The 25,315-nt window shown below is 58.3% G+C and carries 28 protein-coding genes; 15 read left to right on the top strand and 13 right to left on the bottom strand.

The window, feature by feature from the left end; all coding sequences use genetic code 11:
* The first annotated feature begins 21 nt into the window (after positions 1-21).
* Positions 22-243, top strand: coding sequence for a ferredoxin-thioredoxin reductase variable chain (locus SIB58_RS01110; protein ID WP_066911164.1), 222 nt, complete (start codon positions 22-24; stop codon positions 241-243).
* Here the strand turns inward: SIB58_RS01110 and pyrR are convergent.
* Positions 228-788, bottom strand: coding sequence for a bifunctional pyr operon transcriptional regulator/uracil phosphoribosyltransferase PyrR (gene pyrR, locus SIB58_RS01105; protein WP_066911162.1), 561 nt, complete (start codon positions 786-788; stop codon positions 228-230). The genes SIB58_RS01110 and pyrR overlap by 16 nt on opposite strands.
* 149 nt (positions 789-937) lie before the next feature.
* On the opposite strand from pyrR, the gene gpmI reads away from it, so the two are divergent.
* A complete protein-coding gene (gpmI, locus tag SIB58_RS01100) occupies positions 938-2,569 on the top strand; it encodes a 2,3-bisphosphoglycerate-independent phosphoglycerate mutase (protein WP_066911160.1) in 1,632 nt (543 codons plus the stop codon).
* A 24-nt stretch (positions 2,570-2,593) separates the two neighbouring features.
* Positions 2,594-2,824, top strand: a complete 231-nt coding sequence (gene secG, locus SIB58_RS01095; protein WP_074159374.1) for a preprotein translocase subunit SecG — start codon at positions 2,594-2,596, stop codon at positions 2,822-2,824.
* 488 nt (positions 2,825-3,312) lie between these two features.
* Here the strand turns inward: secG and SIB58_RS01090 are convergent, their stop codons facing one another.
* From SIB58_RS01090 to groES, 3 genes are all read right to left on the bottom strand, one after another.
* On the bottom strand, positions 3,313-3,675 hold the full coding sequence (locus tag SIB58_RS01090; RefSeq protein ID WP_197461143.1) for an MscL family protein: 363 nt from the start codon (positions 3,673-3,675) through the stop codon (positions 3,313-3,315).
* 107 nt (positions 3,676-3,782) lie between these two features.
* Positions 3,783-5,417 (bottom strand): chaperonin GroEL, encoded by a 1,635-nt coding sequence (groL, locus tag SIB58_RS01085; RefSeq protein ID WP_066911151.1) that lies wholly within the window; start codon positions 5,415-5,417, stop codon positions 3,783-3,785.
* A gap of 74 nt (positions 5,418-5,491) precedes the next feature.
* Positions 5,492-5,803, bottom strand: coding sequence for a co-chaperone GroES (gene groES / locus SIB58_RS01080; RefSeq protein ID WP_066911278.1), 312 nt, complete (start codon positions 5,801-5,803; stop codon positions 5,492-5,494).
* Positions 5,804-6,022: 219 nt separating this feature from the next.
* On the opposite strand from groES, the gene atpD reads away from it, so the two are divergent.
* On the top strand, positions 6,023-7,486 hold the full coding sequence (atpD, locus tag SIB58_RS01075) for a F0F1 ATP synthase subunit beta (RefSeq protein WP_066911150.1): 1,464 nt from the start codon (positions 6,023-6,025) through the stop codon (positions 7,484-7,486).
* 79 nt (positions 7,487-7,565) lie between these two features.
* On the top strand, positions 7,566-7,976 hold the full coding sequence (gene atpC / locus SIB58_RS01070; RefSeq protein WP_066911149.1) for an ATP synthase F1 subunit epsilon: 411 nt from the start codon (positions 7,566-7,568) through the stop codon (positions 7,974-7,976).
* 166 nt (positions 7,977-8,142) lie between these two features.
* On the opposite strand, the gene SIB58_RS01065 is transcribed toward atpC, so the two are convergent.
* Complete coding sequence (locus SIB58_RS01065) at positions 8,143-8,895, bottom strand: M23 family metallopeptidase (protein ID WP_231884174.1); 753 nt, start codon at positions 8,893-8,895, stop codon at positions 8,143-8,145.
* Between the two features lie 360 nt (positions 8,896-9,255).
* The gene (locus SIB58_RS01060) at positions 9,256-9,759 is read right to left on the bottom strand and encodes a 30S ribosomal protein PSRP-3 (protein WP_066911139.1); all 504 of its coding nucleotides are present in this window, start codon (positions 9,757-9,759) and stop codon (positions 9,256-9,258) included.
* Positions 9,760-9,884: 125 nt separating this feature from the next.
* Between SIB58_RS01060 and SIB58_RS01055 the strand changes: the two genes are divergently transcribed.
* Positions 9,885-10,625: a TIGR01548 family HAD-type hydrolase gene (locus tag SIB58_RS01055; protein WP_231857172.1), complete on the top strand. Its 741-nt coding sequence runs from the start codon at positions 9,885-9,887 to the stop codon at positions 10,623-10,625.
* 14 nt (positions 10,626-10,639) lie between these two features.
* Here SIB58_RS01055 and SIB58_RS01050 read toward each other — a convergent pair whose 3' ends face one another.
* Complete coding sequence (locus tag SIB58_RS01050) at positions 10,640-11,992, bottom strand: aminopeptidase P N-terminal domain-containing protein (RefSeq protein ID WP_255355654.1); 1,353 nt, start codon at positions 11,990-11,992, stop codon at positions 10,640-10,642.
* Positions 11,993-12,045: 53 nt separating this feature from the next.
* Between SIB58_RS01050 and SIB58_RS01045 the strand changes: the two genes are divergently transcribed.
* The 5 genes from SIB58_RS01045 to ald are packed head-to-tail and all read left to right on the top strand — an operon-like array spanning position 12,046 to position 17,868.
* Complete coding sequence (locus SIB58_RS01045; protein WP_066911135.1) at positions 12,046-13,059, top strand: CNNM domain-containing protein; 1,014 nt, start codon at positions 12,046-12,048, stop codon at positions 13,057-13,059.
* Positions 13,056-14,366, top strand: a complete 1,311-nt coding sequence (locus tag SIB58_RS01040; protein WP_414494879.1) for a GTP-binding protein — start codon at positions 13,056-13,058, stop codon at positions 14,364-14,366. The genes SIB58_RS01045 and SIB58_RS01040 overlap by 4 nt, the downstream gene beginning before the upstream one ends.
* Positions 14,367-14,368: 2 nt before the next feature.
* A complete protein-coding gene (locus SIB58_RS01035) occupies positions 14,369-14,959 on the top strand; it encodes a nicotinate-nucleotide adenylyltransferase (RefSeq protein WP_066910944.1) in 591 nt (196 codons plus the stop codon).
* A 6-nt stretch (positions 14,960-14,965) separates the two neighbouring features.
* Entirely contained in the window at positions 14,966-16,699 is a 1,734-nt protein-coding gene (locus tag SIB58_RS01030; RefSeq protein ID WP_066911077.1) for an NAD+ synthase, read from the top strand.
* A gap of 29 nt (positions 16,700-16,728) precedes the next feature.
* A complete protein-coding gene (ald, locus tag SIB58_RS01025; protein ID WP_066910947.1) occupies positions 16,729-17,868 on the top strand; it encodes an alanine dehydrogenase in 1,140 nt (379 codons plus the stop codon).
* Positions 17,869-17,872: 4 nt separating this feature from the next.
* Here the strand turns inward: ald and SIB58_RS01020 are convergent, their stop codons facing one another.
* From SIB58_RS01020 to SIB58_RS01010, 3 genes are read right to left on the bottom strand one after another with little or no spacing between them, the layout of a single operon-like run.
* Positions 17,873-18,298, bottom strand: coding sequence for a YchJ family protein (locus SIB58_RS01020; RefSeq protein WP_255359967.1), 426 nt, complete (start codon positions 18,296-18,298; stop codon positions 17,873-17,875).
* Between the two features lie 5 nt (positions 18,299-18,303).
* Positions 18,304-19,374 (bottom strand): DUF3326 domain-containing protein, encoded by a 1,071-nt coding sequence (locus SIB58_RS01015; RefSeq protein ID WP_074162602.1) that lies wholly within the window; start codon positions 19,372-19,374, stop codon positions 18,304-18,306.
* Positions 19,371-19,562, bottom strand: coding sequence for a hypothetical protein (locus SIB58_RS01010; RefSeq protein ID WP_066911085.1), 192 nt, complete (start codon positions 19,560-19,562; stop codon positions 19,371-19,373). The genes SIB58_RS01015 and SIB58_RS01010 overlap by 4 nt, the downstream gene beginning before the upstream one ends.
* Positions 19,563-19,714: 152 nt before the next feature.
* Here SIB58_RS01010 and SIB58_RS01005 point away from each other — a divergent pair, with 152 nt between their 5' ends.
* The 4 genes from SIB58_RS01005 (at position 19,715) to SIB58_RS00990 (ending at position 22,251) form a co-directional block, all read left to right on the top strand.
* The gene (locus tag SIB58_RS01005; protein WP_156486748.1) at positions 19,715-19,975 is read left to right on the top strand and encodes a hypothetical protein; all 261 of its coding nucleotides are present in this window, start codon (positions 19,715-19,717) and stop codon (positions 19,973-19,975) included.
* Positions 19,976-20,308, top strand: a complete 333-nt coding sequence (locus SIB58_RS01000) for a DUF1254 domain-containing protein (RefSeq protein ID WP_082823414.1) — start codon at positions 19,976-19,978, stop codon at positions 20,306-20,308. It abuts the gene before it with no gap.
* 125 nt (positions 20,309-20,433) lie between these two features.
* A complete protein-coding gene (locus SIB58_RS00995) occupies positions 20,434-20,754 on the top strand; it encodes a hypothetical protein (RefSeq protein ID WP_066910956.1) in 321 nt (106 codons plus the stop codon).
* 186 nt (positions 20,755-20,940) lie between these two features.
* Positions 20,941-22,251 (top strand): DUF1214 domain-containing protein, encoded by a 1,311-nt coding sequence (locus SIB58_RS00990; RefSeq protein WP_082823411.1) that lies wholly within the window; start codon positions 20,941-20,943, stop codon positions 22,249-22,251.
* Between the two features lie 41 nt (positions 22,252-22,292).
* Here the strand turns inward: SIB58_RS00990 and SIB58_RS00985 are convergent, their stop codons facing one another.
* From SIB58_RS00985 to atpA, 3 genes are all read right to left on the bottom strand, one after another.
* Positions 22,293-22,628: a 2Fe-2S iron-sulfur cluster-binding protein gene (locus tag SIB58_RS00985; protein ID WP_066910962.1), complete on the bottom strand. Its 336-nt coding sequence runs from the start codon at positions 22,626-22,628 to the stop codon at positions 22,293-22,295.
* A gap of 152 nt (positions 22,629-22,780) precedes the next feature.
* A complete protein-coding gene (locus SIB58_RS00980; protein ID WP_066910965.1) occupies positions 22,781-23,731 on the bottom strand; it encodes a F0F1 ATP synthase subunit gamma in 951 nt (316 codons plus the stop codon).
* Positions 23,732-23,742: 11 nt separating this feature from the next.
* Positions 23,743-25,263, bottom strand: a complete 1,521-nt coding sequence (gene atpA, locus SIB58_RS00975) for a F0F1 ATP synthase subunit alpha (protein ID WP_066910967.1) — start codon at positions 25,261-25,263, stop codon at positions 23,743-23,745.
* Positions 25,264-25,315 lie beyond the last annotated feature (52 nt).

Raw genomic sequence — 25,315 nt, 5'->3', positions numbered from 1 at the left:
TCTCAATGAGATCGTCCACTCATGCAGCCTGGCGACAAGGTCGTTGTGACCTCATCGGTGGTGGTCTACAACCACCCCCAACACCGTGGTGAAGCCTTCGATATGAAGGGCAGCGAGGGGGATGTGGTCAATGTCCTGACGGAATGGAAGGGGCGCCCGATCAGCCCCACCCTGCCGGTGCTCGTGGCCTTCGGTCGCTACAAGGCCCATTTCCGCGGAGAGGAGATTCAGTTCTCCGCCTGAAGACTCCTCAGAAAGACTCCTTCTTCCCCATCCACATCCATCAGTCTGAGCTCAATGGTTTCGGTCCGCCGAGTGGGAACCGACCGACCGCAGAAATCAGGCTGAATCGGCAGTTCCCTATGGCCGCGGTCCACCATCACCAACAACATCACGCGGCGTGGCCTTCCCCAGGCCTGGATCGCTTCCAGAGCGGCACGGACCGTGCGGCCGGTAAAAATCACGTCATCGACCAGCAGCACATCACGTCCTTCGACACTCACCGGCAGCTCAGTCGCCTGCACAGGCCTCATGGCCACTCGCTCGAGATCATCGCGATGGAAAGTCGGATCGAGTGTGCCCTGGGCAATCGTCTGACCGCTCTGCTCCTTGAGGAAGCGCGCCAGCACAGCTGACAACTGAACACCCCTGGTGGGAATTCCCAGCAGCATCAACGTCTCGACCTCTCCTACGCATTCAAGAACCTGGGAGGCCAGCCGCGACAGTGTTCTGCCGACGTCCTCGGCCGAAAGGATCTCGATCCGCTCACTGTTCCCAGACGTCACCATGAGCGATGCAGTGGGATAGACGACTGTATGTCGGATATCACCTTCAAGATCCGCAAAAGCTGACCATCGTCAGCGCAAGAGTTCACCACGGGCGGGATCCGGGGGTAACTTGTGAATCTAGAGAAGACCTTAAGAACGGATAGAGCTGAGTGAACGTTGCTGATCGCCATACGGGACGACCAAGCAGGGAGCGATCCATTGCTCCAGTTGTTCTGGCGATCCTGGACGGGTGGGGCGAGCGCAGCGACGCCGACCACAACGCCATCCGAGCCGCCAGCACTCCCGTCATCGATGCTCTGCGTCACGCCTACCCCCAGACCTTGATCCAGGCCAGCGGCTCCCATGTGGGATTGCCCGATGGACAAATGGGCAATTCCGAAGTCGGGCATCTCACCATCGGCGCGGGCAGAATCATTCGCCAGGAACTGGTGCGGATCGGCGACACGGTGCGCGACAACCAGTTGAGAGCCGTCCCAAAACTCCGTGAACTGGCCGAACGTCTGCGTGCAAGCAACGGCACTCTTCACCTGCTGGGCCTCTGCTCAGACGGTGGTGTGCACAGCCACGTGGATCACCTATGCGGACTGCTGCGCTGGGCAGCCGACGAAGGCCTGAAACACGTTGCAATCCATGCGATCACCGATGGACGGGACACCCCCACGCAGAGTGCTCCGATCTACTTGAAGCAGGTTGAGGACACCATCCAGTCCTGTGGCGTAGGTGAAATCGCCAGCATCTGTGGTCGTTACTGGGCTATGGACCGCGACCGCCGCTGGGAGAGAACCTCACGTGCCTATGAACTGCTCACTTCCCCTGAGGTTCCGGTGAGTCAGCTGTCGGCAGCTGAAGTGCTACAAGCCAGCTACGACGGCGGCACTACCGATGAATTCATGGAACCGACACGTCTGCGTTCCACCCGTCTGAAGGATGGCGATACCCTACTGATGTTCAATTTCAGACCTGACAGGGCGCGCCAGATCATTCAATGCCTGGCGAAAGAGGATTTCGCCGACTTTGAACGGCCCCAAAAGTCTCAGCTGGACGTCGTCACGTTCACGCAGTACGAAGCCGGTCTACCTGTGGAAGTGGCTTTTCCACCCGAGTCCCTGGATGACCTGCTGGGTCAGGTTGTGGCATCGAGTGGACTGCGCCAGTACCGAACGGCTGAGACCGAGAAATATCCCCATGTGACCTACTTCATGAACGGTGGTGTGGAGCAGCCGCTGGAAGGAGAAGACCGTCATCTGGTGCCCTCTCCCCGCGTTGCCACCTATGACCAGGCTCCGGCCATGAACGCCGAAACCCTCACCGTGAGCTGTATCGAAGCCATCGAGAAGGGGGTTTATTCCCTGGTGGTGATCAACTACGCCAATCCGGACATGGTGGGACATACCGGCGTGATGGAGGCCGCTACGGAGGCCATCGAGAAGGTCGACGAATGCGTTGGACGCCTGCTCGATGCCGTGGGTCGCATGGGTGGCACGATGATCATCACGGCCGATCACGGCAATGCCGAGCGGATGCAAGGCGACGATGGTCAGGCCTGGACAGCCCACACCACCAATCCGGTGCCATTGATCCTCGTGGAAGGGGAGCGCAGGAAGCTCCGTGGCATGGGTAACGCAATTCGCCTGCGCGACAACGGCGGGCTGGCAGACATCGCACCCACTCTTCTGCAGCTGCTCGATCTCGAGAAACCCGAGGCCATGACCGGAAGCACCCTGATCGAACCGATTGAGACACCCGTGCCCTCCACAGCGCGCCTGCCTCAACCGGTCTGATCGGCTCGGGCATAAAATCTGCTCATGGTTACCACTGTTCTCTCCTGGATCTGGATCGGCAGCGGCCTCTTGCTGATCCTGTTTGTCCTGCTGCACAGCCCCAAAGGCGATGGCATGGGTGGGCTCGCCGCTAGCGGAAGCACTTCCTTTACAAGTGCCAGCAGCGCGGAAGCAACCCTCAACCGAATCACCTGGACCACCCTGGCCATCTTTCTCACGCTGGCTGTGATCCTCAGTGCCGGCTGGCTGAACTGAATCAGCAGAGCCGGCAACAACAGGCCCCACCCAATCGGGACCTGATGAAACTGGGGAGAACCAATTCTTTGCGGATAAGCCTCCTCACCGTGCTCATTCCCTTCGACTCCGCGGTTTTCAACCTCTTCCGACACGCGGGACGTCAGACCGAGACCTCGCAACAGTCCTGCGATAAGCAGCGTCCCTAAGGTCGCCGATCCATAATCCACCAGCACGGCCTGAAACTGGCCGCCGATCAATACCAGCCTGTTGTCGCCCCCAAGAGCCGCAACATTCGCAGCAGCAGGTTGCAGCGCGGAACTCAGCAGCTGAAATTCTGGAACGACCAGGAGATCGATCAAAAATCGCTTCAGTCGAGGCTGAAACACTTTTTGAGCGTAACCGTCGCTACCACCTCAGCACCTCTGAGCCAAGAACTGTTCATTAAGAACATTTGGCGAGGCTTGCGGCACTCAGAGATCGACGGTTCGACAGCAACGCCCTGCAGGCTAAGCGTCGCTTTCAGAAGAATCCAGACCGCGCAGTTTCTCCACGCCTGAGGTGGCCAATCGCTCAGAGCGATTGATCACCTTGATGATCAGAAACAGGGCCCAGCCCACGAGAAGAGAGTTGAGTAGAACATCGAGAATTCGGCCTATAGCAAGCTCCCCGTCGAAATAGGGAATCGCCAGGCTCTGCCAGCCACCACCACGCACGAGAGGATTCAGCAGAGGCATCAGCAGATCTTTGCTGATCGCGTCAACGATCTGCTGAAACTGCGTGCCGACCACCACTGCAATGGCAAGATTCAGAGCATTGCCCTTCTGGAAGAAGAACTCCTTGAACTCGCGCAACCAACGACGAAAAAACATCTCAGGACCTGGGAGATACTTCATTCAATCCTGAGCCGGGCAAAAAAAACCCCGCAAAAGCGGGGCTTGATCTTCCGCCGAGGCGGCTCTGGTTGAGAAGCAGCGACTTAATAGTCGAAATCGCCACCGCCCATGCCGCCACCGGCTGGTGCGGCGTCTTTTTTCTCAGGCATGTCAGCAACGATGCATTCGGTGGTCAGCACCATGCCTGCGATTGACGCAGCGTTCTGCAGACCGGAACGCGTCACCTTGGCAGGGTCGACAATGCCGGCAGCCAACATGTCGACGTAGTCACCGTTGGCAGCGTTGTAGCCATCGTTGAAGGCCTTGGCCTTCACGTTTTCAGCCACAACAGCACCGTTGACACCTGCGTTCTCAGCGATGCGCATCAGTGGTGCAGTCAGAGCGGCCGCCACGATATTGGCTCCGATCAGCTCCTCACCCTCCAGACTGGACGAGGCCCACTGCTCGAGGGTGGGTGCCAGGTGAGCAAGGGTGGTGCCACCGCCAGGAACGATGCCTTCTTCCACAGCAGCCTTGGTCGCGTTGATGGCATCCTCAAGGCGAAGCTTCTTGTCCTTCATCTCGGTTTCGGTGGCAGCACCCACCTTCACCACGGCAACACCACCGGCGAGCTTGGCCAGTCGCTCCTGAAGCTTCTCCTTGTCGTAGGTGGACTCGGTTTCATCCATCTGCTTGCGGATCTGCTCACAACGCGCTTTCACGGCCACATCATTGCCTTCGGCCACAATGGTGGTGGTGTCCTTGTTGATGGTCACACGACGCGCAGTGCCGAGCATCTCGATCTTGGCGTTCTCAAGCTTCAGACCGGCGTCTTCGGTGATCAGCTGACCATTGGTCAGCACAGCCATGTCTTCCAGCATGGCCTTGCGGCGGTCACCAAAGCCAGGAGCTTTAACTGCAGCCACATTCAGGACACCGCGGAGACGGTTCACAACCAGGGTGGCAAGAGCTTCCTTCTCAATGTCCTCAGCGATGATCAGCAGAGGCTTGCCAGTGCGGGCAATCTGCTCGAGCACGGGCACGAGATCCTGCACGAGGCCGATCTTTTTATCAGTGAGCAGGATGTAGGGCTCGTCCAGGACGGCTTCCATTCGCTCGGTGTCGGTGGCGAAGTAGGGAGAGATGTATCCCTTGTCAAAGCGCATTCCCTCGGTGACCTCCAGTTCGGTGGTCATCGACTTGCCCTCTTCCAGGGAAATCACGCCTTCCTTGCCAACTTTGTCCATGGCATCGGCGATCATCCGGCCCACTTCCTCGTCGTTACCAGCGGAAATGGTGCCCACCTGGGCGATGGCATTGCTGTCGGCAATCGGCTTGGCGTTTTCTTTGATCTTGTCGACCAGAAAATCGGACGCTTTGTCGATGCCTTTTTTCAGGGTGATGGCATTGGCACCGGCGGCAACATTGCGCAGGCCAGCCTTGACCATTGCATGGGCCAGAACGGTCGCAGTGGTGGTGCCGTCACCGGCTGCGTCATTGGTCTTGGATGCAGCCTGACGAATCAGAGCAACGCCGGTGTTCTCAATGTGGTCCTCGAGTTCGATCTCTTTGGCGATGGTGACGCCGTCATTGATGATCTGGGGAGCACCGAACTTCTTTTCAAGAACAACGTTGCGACCCTTGGGGCCGAGGGTCACAGCAACGGACTCGGCCAGGATGTCAATGCCCTTCTCAAGAGCGCGGCGAGCGTTCTCGTTGTAAATGATGCGCTTGGCCATGGGGGCGGAAATGGATGGAAAGGAATAGTTGGTGACTACCGACCTGTCTCAGGCTCGTGGCAGTCAGGGGCCGGTCAGTTGACGATGGCGAGAATGTCCTTCTCGGACAGGAGCACGAACTCATCGCTTCCGAGCTTGATGTCGGTGCCTGCGTACTTGCTGTAGAGGACCTTGTCGCCAACGCCCACTTCAGGAGACTGGCGGGAACCGTCGTCGTTGCGCTTACCAGGGCCAACTTGAACGACTTCGCCCACCTGAGGCTTTTCCTTGGCGGTGTCGGGGAGCAGGATGCCGCCGGAGGTTTTCTCCTCGGATTCTGAAACCTTGACGAAAACGCGATCGCCGAGGGGCTTAACAGTGGAGACGCTGAGAGAAACAGCTGCCATGGGTTCTTGCAGGAGCAGGGACAGTGCGCCGAAGCGCCGATGCGACTCGAGCTGGCACTCAAGGTCGTCGAGTGCCAACCTATGTCCGGGTTCTGCACTTCGGCCACGGGACAAGCGTGCGGGTGACCGAACCACTCCCCCCCCTCTCGCGACGGTGGTATCGTTGCCCCGCTCAGGAAGGGATAGCCCTAGACGCTTCCCTCTCACACCCCCTTACTTATGGCCGCTGCTGCTCCCGCCTCCGCCGGTACCAAGGGCGTTGTCCGCCAGGTGATTGGCCCGGTTCTGGACGTGGAATTCCCCGCCGGCAAGCTGCCCAAAATTCTCAACGCTCTCCGCATCGAAGCCACCAACACTGCCGGGCAGAAGGTCGCTCTAACCGCTGAAGTTCAACAGCTGCTGGGTGATCACCGTGTTCGCGCCGTTGCCATGAGTGCCACCGACGGCCTCGTTCGTGGCATGGAGGCCCTCGATACCGGTGCACCGATTTCAGTGCCCGTTGGCGAAGGAACCCTTGGTCGCATTTTCAATGTTCTCGGAGAGCCTGTCGACGAACAGGGACCTGTTAAGTCCGACGCGACAGCGCCGATCCACCGTTCAGCACCCAAGCTGACTGAACTGGAAACGAAGCCGAAAGTCTTTGAGACCGGCATCAAGGTGATTGACCTCCTGGCTCCTTATCGCCAGGGCGGAAAAGTTGGACTGTTCGGTGGTGCCGGCGTTGGCAAGACCGTGCTGATCCAGGAACTGATCAACAACATCGCCAAAGAACACGGTGGTGTTTCCGTGTTCGGCGGTGTGGGTGAGCGCACCCGTGAGGGCAACGACCTTTACGAGGAATTCAAGGATTCGGGCGTGATCAACGCCGATGATCTCTCCAAGTCAAAGGTGGCGCTCTGCTACGGGCAGATGAACGAGCCCCCAGGTGCTCGCATGCGTGTGGGCCTCTCAGCTCTGACGATGGCTGAGCACTTCCGCGACGTGAACAAGCAGGACGTTCTGCTGTTCATCGACAACATCTTCCGTTTCGTGCAGGCAGGCTCAGAGGTGTCCGCCCTGCTTGGACGCATGCCTTCCGCTGTGGGTTATCAGCCCACCCTCGGTACCGACGTTGGCGAACTTCAGGAGCGGATCACCTCCACTCTGGAGGGCTCCATCACCTCCATCCAGGCTGTCTACGTCCCTGCTGACGACCTGACTGACCCGGCTCCTGCAACCACCTTTGCTCATCTGGATGCCACCACGGTGCTGAATCGTGGCCTGGCCTCCAAGGGCATTTATCCAGCTGTGGATCCTCTGGACTCCACCAGCACCATGCTCCAGCCCGCTGTTGTGGGTGACGAGCATTACCGCACAGCTCGCAGCGTTCAGTCCACGCTTCAGCGCTACAAGGAACTGCAGGACATCATCGCGATTCTCGGTCTCGACGAACTCTCCGAAGATGATCGCCGCACCGTTGACCGTGCCCGCAAGATCGAGAAGTTCCTCTCTCAACCCTTCTTTGTGGCTGAGATCTTCACTGGTATGTCCGGTAAGTACGTGAAGCTCGAGGAAACCATCAGTGGTTTCAACCAGATTCTTGCTGGCGAACTGGATCACCTCCCCGAACAGGCTTTCTACCTCGTTGGCAACATCGACGAAGTCAAGGCCAAGGCCGCGAAGATGGCCGAAGAAGCCAAGTGATGCCAACAGAGGGCATCAATAAATGCCCTCTGCTCTTTTCATTTCGCCACCACGCTTTTCACCAAAACACTTCATATCCATGTCCCTCACCCTCCGTGTGCTGGCACCCGACCAGAGCGTCTTCGATGGCTCTGCTGATGAGGTGATCCTCCCCAGCACTACTGGGCAGCTGGGCATTCTCCCCGGCCACGTCTCTTTATTGGCCGCACTTGATGTGGGAGTCCTGCGTGTTCGCGCTGATGGAAGTTGGAAATCCATCGCCCTGATGGGTGGGTTTGCAGAAGTGGAGGCCGACGATGTCACCGTGCTCGTCAACTCAGCTGAATTAGGAAGCTCTATTGACGGCAATTCTGCTGAAAGCGAATTGCAGGCTGCACGCAACGCCGTCAATAAATTGGAAGGACAGCCGACCTCTCCTGAGAAAGTCAAAGCCCAACAAAGCCTTAATCGCGCAAGAGCCCGAGCACAGGCAGCGATCAATCAAAGCTGATTGATTATCAATGCAACTGCCCCAGCAGTTTCAGATTCGGGGCAAGACATTAAGACAACATCAATTTTTAATCTTGGCGTAGTCCCTTACAGGCTCAGCTCATATCAATCGACAAAAGAATTGATGCAGCTCAAGCCTGTTAACAACCAGTCATAAATTACAAGGTTCATATCTTTTCTTCGATTGTGATTCCCTTTAAGAATGAAGCGGGATCAATTGCGATATTATCTGGTGATCTGATCTCAAAATGGAGATGAGGCCCAGTGCTGCGACCTGTATTGCCCATCCTGGCAATCAGATCCCCGCGACTGACACTCTCACCAACCCGAGCAAGAATCTCATTGCAATGCGCGTAGCGCGTCTTGTAACCATCAGGATGCAAAATTTCGACCATCAGTCCATAAGCACCTAAAGAGCCTGCGAAAATCACTTGTCCAGAGCGCGAAGCACGAATGGATGTTCCAACGTGATTGGCAATATCAATGCCTGAATGATGCCGTGACCAGCGCGGCCCAAAGCCCGAAGTGAAAACACCTGAAGCTGGCAAAGAATAAGCTTTCAGCGACAACTCGTTCAGATAATCGGCGAAGGATGCGAACGAACAAACCTGAGCAAGAGAATCGGATTCCGTTTCATAGCTCTCGACAGACCACGCCAATTGAGGAAGCAATACAGAATCACCGACAACAACGGGAGATTCCTGCAAACAATATTTCTCAAACAAAGCAATCACGGATCGCTTGTTCAACAGTTGCTGAGAAGCCTGAAAAACATTTTTTCCAAGTTTTCCACTAAGGCCTGACATCTCAGATTCCTGAAGCTTGAATTGACCAACGTCATTCAAGATTTCCAGACTCGATGTGGCTGCAAGGGTTGCAGAGGACAGGCCAAGTGCGAGCAAGGAGGAAAAAGAAATCAACCCATCAAAAATATTCCGTGAGACTGTAACAGACTATTGCGGACCCCAGATAACCATATTCGCTGGGATTGGCGATCAGTATCACTCTCAATGAATCCAGTGATATTTCTGATGCATGGACGCATCAACAGCAGCACTGAAGGCAAACCAGCCTTGACCAGAACACCATTAAATGCTGCCTTCAATCAGTCAGAGAAGATCTATGCCATCAATTCACAGCCGCACCAAGTAAACATTCTGAAAACAATCCGATCATCGGGACAAAGACTGCAGCAGCTTGCCAGAAAACTGCTCTCTCGACATTAAAAAGCAGGCAATGAATTGCCTGCTAGAAACGAACAAAATTATGCTTAATGTCAATCAAGCGGTACCGCAGAAGGTCACGTCAGGGAACTTGAGCTTGGCATCATCCAAACTCTTGCCCTTGCCTTCTTCCTGCCAGTAATTGATCACTTCAGTGGCTTTGTTCAATACCTCAACGCGTTCGTTATCGGTGATCCAGGACTTACCTTCAAGTTCACTTTTCAGAGTTTCCCAGGCATCTTCACGAGGCCAGAAAAAGTAAGCCGTCAAAGGACTGGGGCCACCACCAACAATTTGATCAACGGCAAGCGCCACGTTGTCGGGCAACCAGAGAATCTTCAACAGGAAGCGTCCCTCATCGGCCTTCGGGGTGTATCCGGATGGCACTCCATCAGCATCGATCGTGGCTGATGCCAATGCAGCACTGCCGCCACGCATCACCGGACGACCTTCCTTCGGCTCCTGCTGCTGATCGGCCTCTGTGCTCTGAGGAGCCTGATCAGCTGCTGCTGCCTCTGTCACGACCTCTTGGTCGACGGCAGCGCCTTCGGAAACCGTCATGGTGTCAGCGCTCAAGAATCAAGGACAAAGAACTAACCTACCAGCCGCCAAAACCCGTCCCCCTGGACCGGCATCCATCCACCAGCCAGCTTCTGCTGTTCGATATCGACGGAGTGATCCGCGACGTGTCAGGCAGTTACCGCAGAGCCCTCCAGGCAACTGTGGAGCACTACAGCGGCTGGCTGCCAGCACCGTCCTGCATCGACGCCCTCAAGGGCGAAGGACGCTGGAACAACGACTGGGACGCAAGCCTCGAGCTGCTGCGCCGGCATGGCGCATCCCTGCCCTCCAGACGGGACCTGATCGATGTCTTCAGCGATTTCTACTTCGGTGGCGATCCCGATGGCGATCCAAGCGCCTGGACGGGATACATCACTGATGAACCCTTGCTGGTGCGACGGGACTTCTTTGCCACGCTGGATCAAAACGGTTGGCGTTGGGGATTTGTGAGTGGCGCGGAGCCTCCATCCGCACGTTTCGTGCTGCAGCAGCGACTGGGACTGGTCAATCCCCCTCTGGTCGCCATGGGCGATGCCCCTGACAAGCCTGAACCCGGTGGTCTTTTGCAGCTCAGCGACAGTCTCTTGCCCCATCGCAGCGGGGGGGTCGTCGCCTATCTGGGTGACACGGTTGCCGATGTCAAGACTGTTCTCAATGCCAGGGTCCAACGCCCCGATCGTCAATGGATCAGTCTCGCGGTGTCGCCACCGCATCTTCTGCCCGGCAGCAAGGAGAGAAGCGTCTATGAACGGCAACTGATGGCCGCCGGCGCGGATCTGGTCCTCTCCAGTACTGAAGCAGCCATTCAATGGTCGATGGGCAGCAACGGCTCTGAACTTCTGGGCCACTCAACATCCGATCGCTGACGCTGCTGGGCCTCCTAGCGCTCCATGTCTTCCACAGCTTTGAGAGCTGCGGAAGTGAGCACTTCATGACCGCAGGGGACTTCGCCAAGGTCCCTGACCGCAACATCGTCCTCGATGCGAATACCGATGCCCTTCCAGCGCTCGTCAATCGCAGGCTGTCCCTCGGGAACCGCAAGCCGGTCACTGACGTAAAGACCAGGTTCCACCGTCAGCACCATGCCGGGCTCCAGCTCCACGTGGTGCTCGCCGAGCCGATAGGCGCCGACGTCATGGACGTCCAACCCCAGCCAGTGCCCAGTTCGGTGCATGTACAGATGGCGATAGCAGCCCTGCTCAATCAGACCATCCACCTCTCCCTCCAGAAGGCCCAGATCCACAAGACCCTCCACCAGAACACGCACAGCCGCGTCATGAACGTCCTCGGCGGTATGCCCTGGCTTAACCCGGCGAATCGCCGCTTCCTGTGCCGCCAACACCAGGCAATAAAGCTCCCGCTGCTCGCCACTGAAGCGACCGCTCACCGGGAACGTCCGCGTGATGTCCCCGTTGTAGTAGTCGCGAAGTGAGCAACCCGCATCGATCAGCAGCAGATCTCCGTCTTGAAGGACTGCGCTGTTGTCGATGTAATGAAGAACACAGGCATTGTCCCCGCCGGCGACGATCGAGCCGTAGGCGGCTCCACGGGCTCCTGACTCAAGGAAATGCTGTTCGATCAGAGCCTGAATCTGTCGCTCGTTCATCCCAGGGCGCACGGCAGCTCTAGCCAGCTCATGGGCGGAAGCAGAGATCCGCCCGGCTTCACGCAGACGTTCCAGTTCAGCGGGTTGCTTGCGCAAGCGCATCCGATGCAGCAGCGGGCAGGGTGCAAGCAGCGCCAGTGCAGCCCTGCCGGTACGAGATGCCCGATCCAGTTGCGCACCCCACGAACGCAACACCAGGGGTTCGATCGATGGATGGCTGCCGACACGGAAAGCGATGCCCTCCGCACCGTCCAGGTATTGCGGCAGCAGGGCATCGAGCTCCAGGCGCGGATGCGAGAGATCAGCACCGAAGCGCTCCACTGCACCCTCACACCCCCAACGTCGACCGGTCCAGACCTCAGCAGCTGGCTCACGGGGATTCACGAAGAGCACAAACCGCTCACCCTCGGGGCGATGTGGCAGGAAAAGGGCCACGGCATCGGGCTCATCAAACCCGGTCAGGTACCAGAAATCACTGTTCTGGCGGAAGGGCCACTCCGTATCGGCGTGGTGAGTGACCAGGGTCGACGCTGGAATCACTGCAGCGGCCTCACCCAGTTCTGCCATGAACCGCTCACGGCGATCCGCGAACAGCTGAGCATCAAAAACAGGGGCGAGATCAGCCACGACAGAGACAGGGCACCGGAGAAACGTCAGGATGGCAGTCAAAGCGTCCGCGCATGACCTCCGACCTGCTGATCCTTCTCTTGTTGGTGGTGGTGGTGCTGACCGGATCCGCCCTCTGCTCCGGGGTGGAAGCAGCGCTGCTGACCGTGAATCCGGTGCGAGTGCATGAACTGGCAGCCCGGCCGAAACCTGTGGCCGGAGCCCGCAGGCTGGCGCAGCTGCGGCTGCGCCTGGGTCGAACCCTGTCGGTGCTGGCGATCACCAATAACGGCTTCAACATCTTCGGAAGCCTGATGCTCGGCGGCTATGCCTCCTGGGTGTTCACGGAAAAGATGGACGCGGGAAATGGTGCTCTGGCCCTGTTCTCTGTCAGCCTCACGGTTCTGGTGATTCTGCTCGGGGAGATCCTGCCCAAGGCGATCGGAAGCCGCCTGGCATTGCCGGTCTCGCTAGCAAGCGCTCCGGTTCTTCACTGGCTTGGCGTTTTCATGCGACCGCTGGTGCTGCTGCTGGAGCGACTCCTTCCTGCGATCACGGAAGAAAGTGAGATCAGCACGGATGAGGAAGAGATCCGGCTGCTGGCGAAGCTCGGATCTCAGAAAGGGCAGATCGAGGCCGATGAAGCCGCCATGATCTCCAAGGTGTTTCAGCTCAATGACCTCACCGCTCGTGATCTGATGACACCGCGGGTGGCAGCTCCAACACTTGATGGCGCCTGCAACATCGAGAAGTTGCGAGTCGAACTGCTCGACAACGAAGCCCAGTGGTGGGTGGTGCTCGGCGATGCGGTGGACAAGGTGCTCGGCGTCGCCAACCGTGACCGTCTGCTGAGCGCCCTGGTGCGCAACAAGGGACATCTGACACCAGCCGACCTCAGTGAACCGGCTGAGTTTGTTCCCGAAATGATCCGAGCCGACCGCCTGCTGACCGGCTTCCACCGCGATAACAGCGGTGTGCGGGTCGTGGTGGATGAATTCGGTGGCTTTGTGGGCGTGATTGGCCCAGAGGCCGTGCTGGCCGTGCTGGCCGGCTGGTGGAGAAACACCTCAGGCGAGGCCGCTCCATGAGTGCCCTGGAGGATCGCTGCAGAGATCTGCTGCAGGGCTGGCGAGACAGGCTGGAACTGAATGGCCGTGAACAGGGACTTCTGGCCGGTGCGCTTCGGCTTCTGGATCACCAGCTTGAACGCCTGGAGCGAAGCAGGCTGCGGATCTCGGTGTTCGGCCGAGTGGGCGTCGGCAAGTCCAGCCTGGTGAATGCCCTGGTCGGTCAGCAGCTGATGGCCACGGATGTGGCCCACGGCTGCACGCGTCAGCAGCAGGCCGTGGCCTGGCCAAGAACCATTCCAGGCCTGCAGAACGTCCAACTGGTCGACACCCCTGGCATCGACGAGGTGGATGGTCCGGCTCGAGCACGACTGGCGGCCAGGGTGGCCCTGCATGCCGATCTTGTGCTTCTTGTGCTGGACGGCGACATCACGCGGGTGGAACTGGAGGCCCTGGATACGCTCCAGACCATGGGCAAGCCGGTGTGGACGGTGCTGAACCGCAGCGACTGCTGGCCAGAGGATCAACTGCCGGATCTGCTGCGCAGCATCCACAGCCGACTTCCAGCAGGGCTGCCGGCTCCGCTGGCGGTGTCCGCCGCACCGCGCAAGGCGGTTCAACTGAGCGATGGCCGCATCCGCAGCCGTGAGCAACCAGCCGACGTGGAAGCACTGGCGAGCGGTCTCAGCCGTCTGCTCGAACAACATGGCCAAAGCCTGCTGTTGCTCAACAGCCTCAGGCAGGCCACACGAATTCAGCAACAGCTGGAGACAGGGAGATTGCAGCGACGCCGGAGGGAAGCCCAGGGGCTGATCGGGCGCTACGCCGCACTCAAGGCCACCGGCGTCGCCGCCAACCCGCTGCTGCTTCTGGATCTGGCTGGGGGATTCGCCTGTGATGCGGCCCTTGTCCGCCATCTATGCTCTCTCTATGGCCTTCCTCTCGGGGGACCGGCGGCTCGCAAATTGATCCGCCAGCTGAGTGGGCAGAACGCTCTGCTGGGGGGTGCACAGCTGGGGCTACAGGTCGCCTTGGGCTCGTTGCGGCAGCTGTTGCTGCTGGCCGCACCCTTCAGTGCTGGCCTGACACTGGCCCCTGCCGCACCAGTGGCCCTGGCCCAGGCGGCACTGGCCGTGCACACGACACGACGCACCGGTCGGATGACGGCACGCTGGCTGCTGGAGGAACGGGGCCGGGGACGTCGACTTCAGCCAGGGCCAGCCACTCTGATGCGGCGGCTGGCCCAGTCGGATCGTGGCATCGTCGAGCTGATGCAGGAGTGGCCCCAGCCGCAGTCGCGCCCGCCTCTGCCATCACTGTTGCCCTGACCATGGCGACAACAGCCAGAGCTGAGATTGCCTTACTCGGGACCAGTGCCGACCCTCCGACCGTGGGCCATCAGGCACTGCTGGAAGGACTGTTAACCCAGTTTGACCGAGTCGCCACATGGGCCAGTGACAACCCGATGAAACACCATGACGCCGATCTTGAGCAGCGTTGTGACCTGCTGAAAACCCTGGTTGAATCGATCGCCAGTCCCAGGCTGCAACTGGCCCAGGAGCTGAGCAGCCCCTTTGCCGTCACCACACTGGAACGGGCTAGCGAACGTTGGCCTGACCACCGCCTCTGTTTTGTCGTGGGAAGCGATCTCGCTCAACAGATCCCAGCATGGAAAGAGTCTCAGCGCATGTTGCAGCAATGCAATCTCGGCATCGTGCCCCGTGAGGGATGGCCCCTGGAGCTGTGCACTCTGCAGACCCTTCGCCAGATGGGAGCCGCTGCAAGGGTGCTGCCTCTGGGCATTCCCGCTGCTGCCAGTTCACAGGTGAAACAAAAGCAGAAACGACAGCAGGTGCCGGAATGCCTCTGGCCGCTGCTGCTGAAGCACAATCTTTATGGATTCAATACCGCCAACTCCTGAGTGCCGATGCGCGTTGCCCTGGCCCAGATCAATCCTGTTGTGGGCGACTTGCTGGGCAATGCCACCCGCATTCTGAAAAGTCTCGACAGCCTGATCGAGACCACGGGCAGCCAACCGGACCTGCTGGTCACGCCCGAGCTGTCGCTCTGGGGTTACCCACCAAGAGATCTGCTGTTCAGCCCCACGCACCTGCAACGGCAACGGGAGGCCCTCGACGCTCTCCGCAGTGGTCTTGCCGACCGTCAGTCAGACATCGCTCTGCTGGTGGGAATCGCTGATCCAGCAGACGACGCCTTGTATCCTGCGCTGTTCAACGCCATCACCCTCGTGCAAGTCGGTGGCGATCACGTGGTGGCCCGTAAGCAACTTCTTCCCAGCTACGACGTCTTTGACGAAACGCGTTATTTCAGGCCGAGCCATGGAGCTGGGCAGATCACACTCAGCAGCGGAGACCGCAACTGGCGGCTGGGGATCACCATCTGCGAAGACCTGTGGGTCGACCAAGAACTGCATGGCCGTCGTCTGGTGGGACCAGACCCTGTGGCCGATCTGATCCCCTCAAGGATCGATGCGCTGATCAACTGCTCAGCCTCACCCTTTGGCCGCCGAAAGGCTGCTCTGCGGCGCCAGTTGGCGGCACGTGCGGCGCAGCGCCTCGGCTGCCCAGTGGTATACGTCAATCAGGTGGGAGGCAATGACGAACTGGTGTTCGACGGTGCCAGCTTCGTGATGGGCAACAACGACGAGACGCCGCTTCTGCAGCTTCCGAACTGCCGTGAAGCGGTACAGATCTGGAATGCCGCAGACAGGGCCCCATCGACAATCACTGAATCAGCCACGACGCAGCGAACCCAGACTGAACAGCAGGAGATGGAAGCGCTGTTCCGCACTCTGGTGACTGGTGTGAAGGACTATGCCGGCAAATGTGGCTTCCAGAGAGTCCTGCTTGGCCTGAGCGGAGGCATCGACTCGGCGCTGGTGACTGTGATCGCTGCCGCGGCCCTCGGTTCCGATCAGGTGCAAACCCTGCTGATGCCGTCCCCCTGGAGTTCGGACGGCTCACTCAGAGATGCTCTCAAGCTTGCGGATCGACTGGGAATCGCCCACACCATTGTTCCCATCGAAAACCTGATGGACGGCTTCCAGGCGACCTTGACCCCTGCCCTGGAGAGCCTTCCTTCAGGGGTGACAGCCGAAAATCTGCAGTCGCGCATCCGCGGCACTCTGCTGATGGCCATGGCCAATCAGCAGGGACAGCTGCTGCTGACCACGGGGAACAAATCAGAGCTCGCGGTGGGCTACTGCACCCTCTACGGCGACATGAACGGCGGCCTGGCCGTGATCGGTGATCTGTACAAATCAACCGTGTTTGCCCTGTGCCATTGGATCGACAGCAGCGAGGCAAGCTTGTGCCGCAAGGAACTGGCCCTACCGGCCGAGGGAGAGCTGATTGGCAGCGCAATCCTCGAAAAACCTCCCAGTGCCGAACTGCGTCCAGACCAGAAAGACAGTGACTCACTCCCTGACTACGACCGGCTTGACCCCCTGCTGATCGACATGATCGAACACCGCCTCAGCGGGCAGGAGCTGACGGCTGCTGGCCACGATCCTGAGGAGGTGCAACGGATCGAGAACCTGTTCAGGAGGGCTGAGTTCAAACGCAGACAGGCAGCGCCGTTGCTGAAGGTGAGTGCTCAGGCGTTCGGCAGTGGCTGGCGGCTGCCGATCGCCGCCGTCTGAGCCACATTGAAGACACGACTCCGTCCTCCATGGCCCATTCCGTTCTGACGGCCCCGATGGCCAGTATCGGGGTCCCAACTGAGATCAAGGCCGATGAACAGCGTGTGGCGCTCACCCCGGATGCGGTCCGTGAACTGGTGACCCAGGGCCTTGAGGTACGGATCCAGAACGGAGCCGGGGCCGGAGCAGGCATCAGTGACGACGCCTTCGCAGCAGCAGGAGCCAGGCTTGTGAACCGCGAGGAAGCCTGGGCTGCCCACCTCGTGGTGAAGGTGAAGGAGCCACAGCCGGAGGAGTTCAGTCTTCTGCGCGACGACATGGTGCTCTTCACCTACCTGCATCTGGCGGCTTACAGCCAGGTGGGAGAGGCCCTCCTGGATGCAGGCACCACAGGGGTGGCCTACGAAACGGTGCAGTTGGAGAACGGAAGCCTGCCGCTGCTGGCCCCGATGAGCGAAATCGCAGGCCGTCTTGCAGCGCAGGTCGGTGCCAGGCTTCTGGAACGGCCCAATGGCGGGCGTGGGGTCTTGATTGGTGGGTGCACCGGTGTGCGTCCAGCCCGCGTTGTGGTGCTGGGAGCCGGCACGGTGGGCTGGAATGCAGCACGACTCGCTGCGGCTATGGATGCCGAGGTGCTGCTCCTCGATCGCTCCCCCGAGCGGTTGCGCAGCCTTGAAGCAGACCGGCGTGGGCGCCTGATCAGCATGGTGAGCAGTCGCGGACTGCTGGAGCGCCTGGTTCCAACCGCGGATCTGCTGATCGGCGCCGTGCTGACCCCAGGAGGGCGGGCACCGACATTGGTGGATGAGGAGATGGTGAAGCAGATGATGCCGGGATCAGCGATCGTCGACGTCGCTGTTGACCAGGGGGGCTGTATCGCCACAAGCCGTGAGACAACGCACACGGATCCAACGGTGTTCATCCACGGCGTGCAGCACTATGCCGTTGGCAATATGCCCGGCGCCGTGCCCTTCACCTCCACGGAAGCCCTGGTGAGCGTGACCTTGCCCTACATCCTCGGCATCGCTGGACGCGGCCTGGAAGAGGCCGTGACCGAACGTCCGGAGCTGCTTTCAGGGCTGAACACCGTGCAGGGTGCGGTCTGTCATCCAGGAGTCGCGAAAGCTCTTGGAGTACCACCGCGGCACCCGATGGCCTGCCTGCGCTGACAGGTCAATCCAGCGGACCAATGTAAAGCCATGGGCCTGTCGGTTCGCCATCACGCCTGCGGAACAGCGAGTGTTCGCTCAACACCTGCCGTGCTCCACCGACGCTGAAGACGGCCTCGAAACTCACGGACCCTTCCAGATCATCCGATTGACCGGCCGTGGTGTCCAACACCGTGAGGCCATGCCATCGGGTCTGCCGGCAGCTGGCACGCAGCTCACGCCGCCGCTCAACAGGTGTCCCGACGGCACCGGGATGGGTGGCGATCAGATACTCCACCTGCGCGAGCGCGTATGCGGAGTAGCGAGATCGCATCAACTGTTCCGCAGTCACCGCCTGCAGCCTGCCCCTGTGCAGTGGACCGCAGCACTGGTCCAGAGTGAAGCCGCTTCCACAGGGACAGGGTCGCGTTGGGACCTTGGCAAAGCCCATTGCCATTACTTCAGCTCCCGCAGAGAGGGCAGAGGACGGACAAGAGATGCGATGGCGAGGCCCTCGCGCAGGGCGACCAACAAACCGGCAGCTTCGGCATAAGAGCTCGCCTTCAGCACCTGAGGCCCCACATCGAGGGCCTCCGCAGTCACCGACAACATGCCTGGGTTGCTGACGGCTATCACTGGAACATCCCGTTCCAGACAAGCAAGCACAGCCTCCCCCCCAAGCGCACCATCCGGCACCACAACGGCACCCAACTGCTCGGAGACAAGATCATCGGGCGCGATCGAACAGCCAGAAGAGAGATCCAGCAGGTCCGGCGCCCTGCTCAGACCCACCAGCACACAGGCGAGAAATGTGTAACCAAGCTCCTCGCCGGCAGCGCGTGGGTCAAGGTCAATGTCGAGGGGCAGAGCCGCAAGCGCTGGAGCATGGGCGCAGGGCATCTTCAGATGCCGAACCAGCAGATGACTGATCACGGCTTCAGCTCCGGCGAGAACATCCACTCCACTCCCATGGCGGTAGGCAGTCAAAGCCTCACTTGTGTGATCGTCGGGGAAACGCGCCACCACAGCGATAGCGGTTGACCCTGCTGCCTTGAGGCGCTCTGCCGCTCTCAGAAGCGCATCGGGTCGATCCAAGGTGCCCCAGCTTGTGCCGCTAGGGCCAGCAGCCAGATGCACACCCAGAGGCTCATCGGTGCTCACCACAGCGTTGATGTCAAGGCCAAGACTGGCCCTGCAGCCCTCTGCGACCTGACGATGTCGCAGCAGCAGATCCGATTCGATGCCGGCATCCAGCAACAGGCCGATGCGCTGACTGCGCCTGGGGCGCAGCCCCCAGGCAGCTGAGGCAAAACGATCGAGGGCGTAACCCTCGACGTAGTGAATGCGCGGATCACGCCAGTACAGCGAGGCGCCGTTGATCACATTGGGATGGGTAATCAGGCAACCGCTGGCCGCTGCCAGCAGACGGGCACTGGGCAGGGCATCACCTGCGAACCCCCCAATCTCACAGCCGATACCTGTCGGCACGACCATCAGCGTGGGCAGCGGTGCCGTGGTCAGCGTCATGAGTGAATCAGCACCGCTTCGACCTCAACCGCAGTTTGGGCTGTCTCAGGGGAACGATCGATGGAGGTGATGGCCCAGCGCAGCGGTTCGCCCTCCCGTTGAAGCTGCTGGAGAACCCAGGAACGCAAGCCATGAATGGCAAGCGGTTCGGAACTGGTCAGCGACAACCGCCTAAAAGTGAGCTTCATGACCAACAGGCAAAGAGCAGGAAACAAATCAGGAGACGCCAAGCTGATTTTCGCGGATCCATGCACCGGACTCTTTGTGGATGCGGAGCGCCACGAACCATCACAAGCACGAAAACCATCACTACAACGGAAGAAAGTCGACACGAGCTGACATGCCTGCAAGCTCCTGCCCAAGCCCTCTGTCAGGTGCCACCACAACCGATTCACCCGACAGTTTGTTGTTCTTCTTTGGGTTGTTATACGAGAAGGCCAAGTCCGCAGCCAAAGACAGTGCATCAGAGGAAACAAAAAATCCACTCATCGGTCCACGCGAATTAGCGATGATCGAGAGCAGCGGCACCTACATCGGTGCCGTCATCGCGACTGTTTGGGGACTGCCGATCCAGCAGTTTTGGCAAAAGCAAGGGCTGTAAATCAACAACATCGAAGACGGCGGGAGCTCTCCGAACAGCTTTTACAACGCCCTGAATATTGATGATGACGACACCATTGTATCGCCAAATACAGAGGTTCTTTACTCCAATTCTTTCCTCGACCTTTCAAACAAGGTTGTCACAATCAGCTATCCAACACCAGAAATTAACGAAGGGGTTTATACAGGCATTCAGGGGATTGATCCTTACACCAATGTCCAGTTCAGCGATGGTTCAGCAAATCAAATCAAGCAGGACAATAACAGCCAGGGCATTGCAAAAGAACTTTTTACTGGGCCGGCGCATCTAGCCATGTCATCAATCAGGCACTAGCCAAAGATCCTGACGCCATCGCCCTCACCAGTCCACAGGCTTGGGTTCTCGGTCGCATCAATGTCGACCCCTATCTGAGCAGCAACAGCAAAACCGACAGCGATCCAACCCCCTATCCGAAGTTAATGCAGAGCCAGTCACAGGCACTGGCAATCGACAAGATCCGACGATTGAACCTTGAATTCAAAGCAAAGGTCAACTACACCGGCGACATCACACCGACCAGGGACTACTCAAACTCTGACGTCACAAGAAACGAAACAACCACAACCGTTGATTTTTTCACACAACTCTCAAATGCCGTCTACAACAACAGCTACAAAGGTCATCCGCTTGTTTTCTACTCTGGAACCAACATCAATGGCGAGCTAAAATCAACAGGAACGCTTTACGATCAGCAAGAACTCTTCAACGCTTTCGGGGCCGGCACTATTCGATCGGACTGACAGCCCGGAGCAACAGCAATCAATATTCCTTCCCGGAAGGCAGCAACCCTGAGATCATCAACAAAGGGCATGAAGACGACCTCAGAGCGATTGACCTGATCAGCAGCTCCACAAATCCCACAGAAGAGGATCATTACTGGACCATCAACACCACACTGGGCCAATACGTAGAACTACGCAGGCTGGATCACCGCCGCCACCGTTGCGGATGTTGGGCTTGAGGCAAACCTGGCATCGGACGGCACCTATCCACAGACGAGCAAGGGAATTGGCAAGAGCCGCAAACACCCAGAGGATTTATCCTCCCAACACGATTACAGCATCACTTTTACGCCTGAAAACAGCAAGCTTGCACCAATCAATCAACCAGGATCCTGGTCAGTCACCGTTTACGACAACGACAATTTTCTTGTTGGAACAGACAAAGACAATCTCAACAGTTTTTACCTGAAAAACGAATTCGATCCCACGACAGGAGTTTATTCGCTGGGGTCCAATCAATTTGACTACGCGGAGAATTACGGGGAGGTCGATCTCTCCATCACTCTTGCTTCCACATCACCAGGCTCAAGCAGCACCGGACAATACTGGCTGTCAACCCCTGCTGAAAGCAGGAGAAATGACCAGTTCAATGTGATCCTCAGGCTGTACAACCCAACTCCAACTCGCGCCAATGGGTGCAAAGATGCATCAATTTTCAGTCAGAATTCCGATCAGCGCCGGACGCCTCCCTTCATCAAGAAGCTTGGCACCACGACCAACGGCCCGCTGCAGTTCGTTCGTATACATCTTGACAAGGGAGAACGGGTTCATGATTGGTCCGAACTGGACACAGTGATCACTGACGAAAACGGGCAGTACGCGCAGTCATCCTTTGCGGGAGAGGGAACCTTGGTGTTTCACGGCGGGACAGACATCCTCACCGGCCAGCCTTATGAAGGCTTGCTGCTGGCTGATGCGGAATCGAATGTGATTTCACCACTCACGACCATCGACTGGGCACTCCAGCGCAACGGACACTCTGAGCAGAGCCGAGATCAGATTATCGATGGAATCGTGAATGCAGCCTATGAAGGTCTCAGCGGCACAATGATGAATGAGCACGCGAAGGAGCTGAATGCGGTGACGCACACCGCGCCTCATCAAGTCATTCGCAGTTCCTTCCGCGAGGCTCAAGATGTCGCCAAAAGCCAGGCAATCCTCAATCGAGCGATAGGTCGAGCGCTGACTGGTCTTTGGCAAAACATCAATGGGCATGACCTTCTTGATGTCAACAAGCTGGACAAATACAAGAGTGCCGTGATCAATCTTGCCAAGGAATTTGAGGCCATAGGCAACCTCAACTCCAATTCATTCAGAGATGCAGATGTGGCGCAGGCTCTGGACTTCGTCCAGTCCGGCAGCGGAGCTGCGCTGCGATCCCTTCTGAGCATCGGGACAGAGATGCGTGACATGGATTACTGCAGCTTCATTGAGCTGTTGAGCGCTGAAGCCTGAACGCATCTCTGGACGAAAAGCAACAAACCCTGATGAGAACATCAGCTCTGGTACTGGCCGAATTGAGCCTGATAAAGCGCATCCTCCTGACCTGCAGCCGCGATGAGATCAGAACGTGGGAAGGAAACACAAAGGAGAGCGAAGCCCTTTTTGCGCAGATCCTCCTTGACACCCATCGCGTCAGGCTGGTGCACCTCACCCTCTTGGATGCGTGCGGCACAGGTGGTGCAAACTCCTGCGCAGCAAGAGCTGGGTAATGGCACTCCGGCCTCTTCCGCAGCCGACAAAACGGTCTGATTGTCCTGGCACTGAAAATGATGCTGCTGGCCATCAAGCTCAATGGTGATGGCATAAACCGCTGGAGTGTTGTCGCTCATCTGTCCTGGAATGCTCCCGTCGATGGCCTCGTCTCAGCGTAGAGCCCGCCCGAATCCACCCCAGCCACACACCATCCGCACCGCACAAAAAAAAGCCGGCCCCATGGCCGGCTGACTAACCCATACAGATTGGCAATCAGTTTGAAAGCGAATCAGGCCATTGCGGCGGCGCCACCCACAACCTCAAGAATTTCCTGAGTAATGGCCGCCTGACGGGCCTTGTTGTAGTCAAGGGTGAGTGTCTTGGCGAGCGCCTTAGCGTTGTCGCTGGCATTGTTCATCGCCATCATTCGGCTTGCCAGCTCAGACGCCGCAGCCTCCTGGAGCGATCTCAGCAGCTGATTCTGCAGGTAAAGGGGCAGAAGGGCATTAAGCAATTGGTCAGGGCTCTGCTCAAAGACAATGTCCGAAGGTAGCTGAGGCTGAGTATTGGCCGGCCCTGCACCAGATTCAACCCGCAGCTCGCCGTCTTTTGTCGTGAGACGGAAGATCTCGTCATCAGCCTCAGCGATACCTTGAGGATCAAGGGGAAGCAAAGTCTGAACAACAGGGTTGCAGCTCACCAGGTTGATGAACTTGGTATAGATGATCTCAATACGATCGGTGCTCTCGGATAGAAACTCCGCGAACACTTCGTTGGCGATCGATCCTGCTTCATCGGCTGTCGGAACCTGCTCAAGACCAGTAAAGGTGGCCTGGATCGGGTAGCTCCGATTGGTGAAATAGCTGATTGCTTTGCGACCGATCAGAACCAGATCGACCTTGTATCCCTTGCCCTGAAGCTCAGCAAAACGCATCTCAGTGCGTTTGATGATATTGGCGTTGTAGCCACCACAGAGACCACGGTCACCGGTGACAGCCACAAGGGTGATGGTCTCTACATTGCGCTGCTCAAGCAAGGGAGCATCGGCATCCTCGAAACGCATGCGTGCCTGGAGGTTTTCAAGCAGTCGAGCGAGACGATCCGCGAAGGGGCGACTTCGCAATACCTGCTCCTGAGCACGCCGAACCTTGGCCGCAGCCACGAGGCGCATGGCCTCGGTGATCTTGCGGGTGTTCTTGACAGATTTGATCCGATCTCGGATCTCCTTCAGATTTGCCATATCTCAGGGCCTCAGTTGGCGGAAGCCAACATGGTGGAGGTGACTTCGGAGATGGCCTCCTTGAGCATGGTTTCAGCCTCAGGGCTGAGCACCTTTTCGTCCTGAACCTTCTTGATGAACTCAGGCTTGTTGCTCTTCAGGTACTCACGTAGCTCCCGGGAGAACTGAACCACCTGATCTTCGGGGACATCATCAATCAGACCCTTGACCCCTGCGTAAACAATGGCGACCTGCTCGGCCAGGATCAGTGGACTGAACTGAGGCTGCTTGAGTAGCTCACGCAGACGCTTGCCGCGTCCGAGCTGCTTCTGGGTTGCCGCGTCAAGATCGGAAGCGAACTGTGAGAACGCAGCCAGTTCGTCGAACTGAGCGAGTTCCAGCTTCAGGGTGCCGGCGATTTTCTTGATGGCCTTGGTTTGGGCTGCACCGCCAACCCTGCTCACTGAAATACCCACGTTGATGGCAGGGCGCAGACCCGAGTTGAACAGATCGGAACTGAGGAACACCTGACCATCGGTGATCGAAATCACGTTGGTAGGGATGTAGGCGGAGACATCACCCGCCTGGGTTTCGATAATCGGCAGAGCAGTCATGGAGCCCTTGCCCATGGCATCAGACAACTTGGCAGCTCTTTCGAGCAAACGGCTGTGGCAATAGAACACGTCGCCGGGGTAGGCCTCACGTCCGGGCGGACGACGCAGCAGCAGTGACATCTGTCGGTAAGCCTGGGCTTGCTTAGACAGGTCGTCGTAGATGACCAGGGTGGCCTTGCCCTTGTACATGAAGGCTTCAGCGATCGAAGCACCCGTGTAGGGAGCGAGATATTGCAGAGCGGCGGGATCGGAGGCGTTTGCAGCAACGATCACGGTGTAATCCAGTGCGCCTCGCTCTCGCAGAACCTCCGTCACCTGGGCGACGTTTGCCGCTTTCTGACCAATGGCCACATACACACAAACAACGTCCTGATCGGCCTGATTCAGAATGGTGTCGATGGCGATAGCAGACTTACCGGTCTGACGGTCACCAATGATCAGCTCACGCTGGCCACGGCCGATGGGAATCATCGCGTCAATCGCGGTGATTCCGGTCTGCATGGGCTCATGCACCGACTTACGCTGAATGATTCCCGGAGCGGGAGACTCAATCAAACGGGTCTCAGTTGTGGCGAGATCACCCTTGCCGTCGAGGGGAACGCCCAGGGAATTCACGACGCGACCCAGGAGGGCGTCACCAACCGGGACCGAAGCGATCTTGCCGGTTGCACGGACGGTGCTGCCTTCCTGAATACCGAGGCCTTCACCCATCAGCACGGCGCCGACATTGTCATCCTCAAGATTGAGGGCAATGCCTTCAGTGCCATCTTCGAACTCAACGAGTTCGCCGGCCATCACTTCTTGAAGGCCGTAAACGCGGGCGATTCCATCACCCACCTGCAGGACAGAACCAACGTTGCTGACAGAAACAGACTTGTCGTAGTCCTCGATCTGCTGTTTGAGAATCGCGCTGATCTCGTCGGGACGGATGGAAACCATGGCTGGTAAACCCTTTGACGGGGAATAAAAGAAAAATCTGAAGGGTGAAAAA

Origin of the sequence: Synechococcus sp. MIT S9504 (assembly GCF_047497135.1) — a bacterium.
Classification (GTDB): domain Bacteria; phylum Cyanobacteriota; class Cyanobacteriia; order PCC-6307; family Cyanobiaceae; genus Synechococcus_C.
The sequence above is the reverse complement of the archived record's forward strand: the minus strand, read 5'-3'. Positions and strand labels throughout refer to the sequence as shown.